The sequence below is a fragment of the Candidatus Nanopelagicales bacterium genome, from assembly GCA_018003655.1.
GTDB lineage: Bacteria > Actinomycetota > Actinomycetes > S36-B12 > UBA10799 > JAGNDY01.
In genome coordinates this window covers 1-6,675 of record JAGNDY010000089.1, presented here as the reverse complement: position 1 = coordinate 6,675, position 6,675 = coordinate 1, and the positions used below count along the sequence as shown (strand labels likewise).

At 64.5% G+C, this 6,675-nt stretch carries 7 protein-coding genes; 2 read left to right on the top strand and 5 right to left on the bottom strand.

The features are described from left to right. The 4 genes from KAZ48_09900 to yaaA all read right to left on the bottom strand — a co-directional run. Positions 1 to 866, bottom strand: an 866-nt coding sequence (locus KAZ48_09900) for an FAD-binding protein (protein MBP7973102.1), incomplete at its 3' end; no start/stop codon positions are given. Between the two features lie 32 nt (positions 867 to 898). Then, positions 899 to 1,909: a patatin-like phospholipase family protein gene (locus KAZ48_09895; protein MBP7973101.1), complete on the bottom strand. Its 1,011-nt coding sequence runs from the start codon at positions 1,907 to 1,909 to the stop codon at positions 899 to 901. A gap of 17 nt (positions 1,910 to 1,926) precedes the next feature. Next, a complete protein-coding gene (locus KAZ48_09890; protein ID MBP7973100.1) occupies positions 1,927 to 3,168 on the bottom strand; it encodes a class I SAM-dependent RNA methyltransferase in 1,242 nt (413 codons plus the stop codon). Positions 3,169 to 3,242: 74 nt separating this feature from the next. Beyond that, positions 3,243 to 4,016, bottom strand: coding sequence for a peroxide stress protein YaaA (gene yaaA / locus KAZ48_09885; GenBank protein ID MBP7973099.1), 774 nt, complete (start codon positions 4,014 to 4,016; stop codon positions 3,243 to 3,245). A gap of 93 nt (positions 4,017 to 4,109) precedes the next feature. Between yaaA and KAZ48_09880 the strand changes: the two genes are divergently transcribed. Beyond that, positions 4,110 to 5,231 (top strand): pyridoxal-phosphate dependent enzyme, encoded by a 1,122-nt coding sequence (locus tag KAZ48_09880; protein MBP7973098.1) that lies wholly within the window; start codon positions 4,110 to 4,112, stop codon positions 5,229 to 5,231. Further along, positions 5,228 to 6,163: a 2-dehydropantoate 2-reductase gene (locus KAZ48_09875; protein MBP7973097.1), complete on the top strand. Its 936-nt coding sequence runs from the start codon at positions 5,228 to 5,230 to the stop codon at positions 6,161 to 6,163. Before KAZ48_09880 ends, KAZ48_09875 begins: the two co-directional genes overlap by 4 nt. A 20-nt stretch (positions 6,164 to 6,183) precedes the next feature. Here KAZ48_09875 and KAZ48_09870 read toward each other — a convergent pair. Continuing rightward, positions 6,184 to 6,675 (bottom strand): methyltransferase domain-containing protein (locus KAZ48_09870; GenBank protein ID MBP7973096.1); only part of this gene is annotated, 492 nt, incomplete at its 5' end.

The following is a 6,675-nucleotide window of genomic DNA, read 5'->3' as shown; positions in this document are numbered from 1 at the left end:
ATGCCGGAACCGTGAGCGGGAAACACCTGACACGCGGCATCACCGATGAGCGCGACTCGGTCGCTTGCGAGCCTGTCAAATGGTCGGCGCAGTGGGATGGATCGGTGGCCGCCGCTCACGCGCTCGCCGATCCACGGATTCGCGTCGACGAGTTCGCTGATCAGTCGCCGACCAGACGGATACCCGTGGGCAGGAATGCTGCCGGTCAGCAACGCGACTCGATCTCCTCGCAGCGTGAGGTTGACGGTCGAGAAGCCGCCGGCAGTACCGGTGAAAGCCAAGGTCTGGCCCTCCGGGACGCCATAGCCACGGAAGTAGCGCAGCGCGGCTCTCCGATTCGTCACCATTCGAACCTCTTGCGCGGCCGAACAGATGTCGTCGGCTGTGACTCGAGGCTGGTTGAGCAATCGCGCGCCGGACATGCCGGACCCGTCGACGAACCACCGAGCCCTCACCACTCCTGCACTGGTTTCCAAACCATCCTCGGTCAGAGCGCCCACCGTGACCCCTCCCCGCAGCTCGGCGCCGGCATCCTCGGCCAGGGACTGCAGGCGTTTGACCAGCAGGCCCATATCGACGTCGAGCAAATCGTGGTCGGTGATGATGATTCGCGCTGGTCCGTGGCCCGCCAACATATGGAACGGTTCGCGGTTACCGACCAGCTCGTCGCCTACCGGCTGGACCAACCCCGCTGCGGAGAACATCCAGCCGGGAACGCCGTTGAGCCAGTGGGCTCCCGCTTGTCCGTGTGGCTGACGGTCGAGGCAAACCGTTGAAAGGCCAAGGCGCGCGCAATGCAGGGCAGCGGCCGAACCTGCTGTGCCTGCTCCCACGATTGCGACGTCATAGCGGGTCTGGTTCAGCACGGTTCAACTGTGCCGCAGTGGCGGTAATTGCGTCAGCTATTCCAGAAGGCCGCGAGTTCCACGGCGTCGGCGGCTGCCTGTTCGTCACCTATGGCGATCGCCTCTGGGACCTCGTCGGGATCCATCAGCTTGGTCATATCGACCTTGGTTGGTCCTTTGGCGAAGGCTTTGGTACCGACGCGGTGCAGTTCGTTCAGCTCGTATTGGAACCTGCCCGGCTGCACGGTCATCGTCGGGATGGTCTGCTTGAAGCTGGCCCCCAGGGAGATCACCAGCGCCCGCTCGGCACCAGCCACGACGTCACAGTGGGTACCGGAACCGCTGACTCCACCATCCATGCACCACCGATCGTGGATTGGCTGTGGGCTGAAGACCCCCGGAACGGCACTGCTGCTGGCGGCCGCGCGGATCGCCGACAGGTTCGCCGACTGGGTCAGGATCAGTCGTTCGCCGGTGTACGTGTCAACCGTCGAGATGTGCAGGGCCGACGATGGCCAGCCCCGAGCCGCAATGGCGAACCCGGTGCTACGCCGCATCTCCGCCGCCGCGGGTGCGTGGGCCGCGAGCGCGGCATAGCCGATGTCGCGAACCGTCGCTGGAGTGGCGTCGGCTGCCTCTCGGAACATCTGCAGTGCCCGCAGCTGACTCGGGTGGAAGTCCGCAGCCGGGGCCAGTAGGCCGACGAGCGCTGGTACTCGGGAAATCCAGTCGACCTGTTTGCCGAATCGCTTGAGGCTGCCGTTCGCCAAGATCGATGCAACCAACGACCCTGCAGAGGTACCGACGATGATGTCGGCCGACCCCAGGTCGACTCCACGCTTGGCCAAGCCATTGATGTAGGCCACTTGCCAGGCAACGAAATAGATGCCGCCACCGCCGAGTACCAACGCGCGCTTCTTGCCCGCACCATACTTGGCGTCGTAGTCGATCGGCAGGGCCAGACCATCGTCAACGGGGACGTACTGGAGCCCGGGCGGAACGGCCGGCGGCTCGTCGGTAGCTGGAGCGGCAGTTGTGACCGAGGTCTGGGCAGGGGTCGTCATGGGTGAAGAGTAGGGAGCTACACGTGTGGTTGCTTGTCGGTTCGCTCGAACAATGCAACGCACTCGACGTGCTTGGTCATCGGAAAGATGTCGTACGAGACCAACCTGTTCAGCGAGTACTCGAGCCCGGCAAATGTCTTTGCGTCGCGCGCGAGGGCGACTGGATCGCACGCGACGTAGACGACTCGATTGGGCTGACGTCGGACGATTGCGCGGACTACCTCGCGCCCGGCACCTGCCCTCGGTGGATCAAGCACCACCAAGTCGACCGGTCGCCGCTTGCTGTGGCGTAGCCACGCAGTGACGTCACTGCGATGGTGATGAACCTGCGGAACGTCGGTGAGGTTGGCTCGGGCGGCGGTTACTGCGGCATGGTTGCCTTCGATCGCGTCAACCCGACCGGTGTCACCCACCGCCTCGGCGAGGAATGCCGCGAACAGGCCCGCACCGGAATAGAGGTCGAGCACGGTCTCGCCGGCTGTGGGAACCGCCAACTCGACGACCGCGTCGACCAGCAGCGTTGCTGCGGCCGGATGGACCTGCCAGAAAATGGTTGCCGGAATTTGCCAGGTCCGACGCTTCACTGCCTCAAGGAAGATCCGCGGGCCGGTGACTCCGTGGACGTAGACCTCACCGGAACTCGACTCCGCCGCCACGACCTCTGAATCAGTCGGCCATTGGGCCACGCGGGCCACGGCAGAGCGAATGCCCGGGCTCGAAATCGGACAGTTGCTCGCGGCAATCACCCTGCGCGAATTCGCGGCACGCAGTCCAAGTACCCCAGCGTCATCGGTCGCAAACCGCATGCGGGTCCGCCAGTCGAGCCCGTTGCCGTTGTCGGGTGGTTGGACATTGACGGCGTCAGTGAGTTCGACGTCGCCAATGCGGTCGATTCCACCGATGCGGCGCATCGCATCAACGATGACCGCGGCCTTAATCGCCCGCTGCTCGGGAAGGTCCGCGTGCTGCCAGTCGCAGCCACCGCACTCACCGGCAACTGGGCAGGGTGGGGTGACCCGGGCTGGTGATGCCGTCAAGACATCGGTGACCTCGGCCCGCAGGAACGCGCCGGCCTTCCCGTGGCCCACGACCCGCGCGCGAACGGCCTCACCTGGCAGGGCACCTCGCACAAAAACGACTCGGCCGTCGCTGCGGCCGAGGCACAGACCGCCGGCAACGGCAGACTCCACCGTCAACTCGACGGACTCTCCGATCGCGGGAGGGCGGGTTGGTTGGTCCGCGGACAACGAGGTGGGCACACGGTCATTGTCCACCTGGTCGCGCATTACCCATCACGGCGATGTACGTGCAGAACCCGAATGTGACGATCGCCTCAGGCGACAGTCACATCTAGACGGTTGGGGTGATCGAGGGGTACTTCGACATCCCAACCGTTTGCTATGCACAGCGCCAAGAGCTTGGCTGGCGTCGTGGGTGCCGGCAGAGCCGTAGCCAGCAGCCGTGCGAGTTCACCCTTGGCGGCTTTGTTGTGGTGGCTGACGGCGGTCTTGGCTCCACTGGAACCGCGTTGCCAGATTTTGACGGTCAGGCAACGCCGTTGCAGATCAGCCGGAACGGGCCACATCTTCACGTACGCAGCCGAACGCATGTCAATCAAAAGCCCACGTCCGATTCGTGCGCGGAATACCGGATCCAGTGCGGACCGCCAGGACGACGCGACGTTGCCGATTCCGGGCAGGTTGACGTCGGCCGACAGCCGGTACGCGCAGATGCGATCTGTTGGCGTGACCATCCCGAACAAACCCGACATGATCGCGATGCGGCTGTTCGCGGCGCGCAGTTCCGCACCATGCAGGCTCGGCAGGTCCAACGCCGCGAAGAGGACACCGGTGTAAATCGTGGCCGCCGGCGCCGTAGGGCCACCCCGCAGGCCAGCATTGAGCGCAACCAAGTCCGCCAACCCCGGTGGCAGGCCGAGGACTCTTCTGGCTGTCGCGGGGTCCGCTTCCCAACACAGACTGGTGAGGCTGTCCAGCACGGCCGCTCGGTGCGGGGTCAATTCGCCAGCCGACAGCCGTGCCAGATCCAGCGATCGACCGCGCTTGGGCGCAGTCTTGCCCTCCGACGGTGGCAGCAGGATAAGCATGCGACTCCTCGATAGACCTGCCCCGCGGGCGGGTGAGGTGGCTGATCAGATTCTGACCAATGCCCCGATTCGTCTTTGACCCGACCGTCGGCAATGATGCAGGGGTGGCACTCCGGCGTGAATGCGCAGGCCCGATTGGCGGCCGGCAATGACTGCCGCCGCAGCCCCGATCGGCGGCCGGCCGTGACGACCGCCGCAGGACTACTCGCGATCCTGGACCCTCCCGTCTCGTTACTCCCGGAACCGACACCGCTGCATCTATTGCCGCGGATCAGTGAGGAACTCGGCCGCGAAGTCTGGATCAAGCGCGACGACCTGACGGCAGTTGGCGTTGGTGGCAACAAGATCCGCAAACTCGAGTTCCTGCTAGGAGAGGCGTTGGATCAGGGCGCCGACACCCTCATCACGATCGGTGCTGCGCAGAGCAACCACTGTCGAGCAGTCGCCGCGGCCGCCGCAGTCATGGGAATGGACGCCCACTTGGTTCTCGGCGGTAGCGACCCCGGTAGCCGAACCGGCAATTTGTTGCTCGACGACTACCTCGGCGCAACCCTGGAGTTCTGCGACGTCGACGATTGGGCCACGTTGTTCGCCCGAGCCGAGGCTGCGGCACAGGCGGTCCAGCAGCGCGGCGGCGTTGCGTTCACCATGCCTGCTGGCGGGTCGACTCCCACGGGCGCCCTCGGATTCGCGCGCGCGTACGCGGAGTTGATCGAACAGTGCGATCGGCAGGGACTGGCACCGGCGACCGTCGTGCACGCGACGGGTTCTGGTGGCACCCAAGCAGGGTTGATCGCCGGACGGGAACTGCTCGGGGGTGGGCCAGCCATCGTCGGGGTGACAGTCGCGTTGGAGGGGTCACTCATGGCGCCAGTCGTGGATGCGGTGGCCGACGGCGCGCTGGCGCTGGTCGCGCAACTGGCGGCGAGCAGCGCAGGGTCGGGCGCTTCACCGACCGACGATGCCAGCGGACGCCGCGACCCCGCTGTGGTCATCGACGGCTACCTCGGCGCTGACTACGGCGTGCCGACGGAGGCTGGCGAGCGGGCTTTGACGACTTTGCTGCGGCGTGAGGGCATTCTGCTTGATCCCGTCTACACCGCTAAGGCCTTCGCCGCAGTTCTCGCGATGGACCCGGCGCTTGGCGATGGACCGTTGGTTTTCTGGCACACCGGCGGTGCACCAGCCGTCTTTGCTGAAAGGGGAGGCCATTGACCAGCTACGCGGTGATCGGCGCGGGTGCGATCGGCGGGTTCTACGGTGCCCGGCTGGCCCGCAGCGGACAAGAGGTCCACTTCTTGTTTCGCGGCCGTGCACAACACGTCGACAAGAACGGCCTGCAGATTATCTCGACTGAGGGCGACTTCGAACTGACGGAGCTGAACGCCTACGCCGACTGGTCAGCGCTGCCGAGAGTCGACGTGGCGATTGTCGCGGTCAAGAGCGGGGCAAACGCAGACGTTGCTAGCCGGGTAGGGGCCATCCTCAAGCCTGGTGGCGCGGTACTTCTCATCCAGAATGGGCTCGGAGCTGAACCTGGGTACTCCGCCGCGATCGGCGATCCAGGGGTTGTTATTGGCGGCCTGGCGTTCATCAGTGTGGTCCTTGAGTCTCCGAATCAGATCCGCCACTTCGACTTTGGCACGATGACCATGGGGCAGTACTCATCGGACTACGCAGCGGCAGGGATCCATCCGATGATGCAGACGATTGCTGACGATCTCGCTGCCGCTGGGATTCCCTCGGTCCTGGAGGATGACCTGCTGCTGGCTCGCTGGAAGAAGCTGCTGTGGAACATCCCGTTCAACTCGTTGTCGGTGATCCTCAACGCGCAGACCGACGAGCTCATGGGCAACCCCGCCACGGTTGAGTTGGTGTCAACGATCATGGACGAGGTTCGCGCTGCCACTGCTTCCGATGGTCGTGAGATTCCCCGGGAAGCGGCCGACATGCTGCTGGCGGCAACTCGGCAAATGCAGCCGTACTCAACCTCGATGAAGGTGGATTACCAGGCAGGTCGGCACCTGGAGGTTCAGGGAATGCTGGGCGAACCGCTGGCACGTGCTGAACGCAACGGTCTGCAGTTGCCGACGATTTCCACGCTGTTCAAGCAATTGACGTTCATTGATGATCGCCAACCAGGCTGAGCTCGCACGGTCGCTACGCGCTAGTCCCGCACAGCGGTGAACACCTTGCAGACATAGGGAATCTCGATCGTTGGCTTGCCAGCAAGCTGCGGGTGAGTGGCTGCGAAAGTCCGAACGGTGTCCAGAAGATCGTCTCGGTCTTCCCGTAAACCAATGACCGAGAAAGTGCTGTAGAGACCGGCTAATCCATCGACGTCAGTGGTCTGCACGTGCTCGAACTCGGCGAGTTCGATCGGACCGAAGTTACCTGGAAGCGTTGGCCGCTCATGGTCTTTGAACCATTGGTACGTGTCGGCCAGCGGCACTTGCTCGTTGAGGTCGGCAATCCACGGGACGCGGTCATCGCGCAGGTTCCACACAATGCCCAAGACCCCACCGGGCTTGATCACCCGACCGAGTTCGTCGCACGCGCGAACGGGATCGACCCAATGCCACATTTGTGCCGCCAGGGCCGCTTCGGCGGATGCGTCGGGAAGGGGGATCTGCTCGGCCGATCCGGCAACCACACGCTC

Coding starts and splice junctions, on each gene's coding strand:
- KAZ48_09895 (MBP7973101.1), bottom strand. CDS start 1,909: ATGACGACCCCTGCCCAGACCTCGGTCACAACTGCCGCTCCAGCTACC.
- yaaA (MBP7973099.1), bottom strand. CDS start 4,016: ATGCTTATCCTGCTGCCACCGTCGGAGGGCAAGACTGCGCCCAAGCGC.
- KAZ48_09880 (MBP7973098.1), top strand. CDS start 4,110: ATGATGCAGGGGTGGCACTCCGGCGTGAATGCGCAGGCCCGATTGGCG.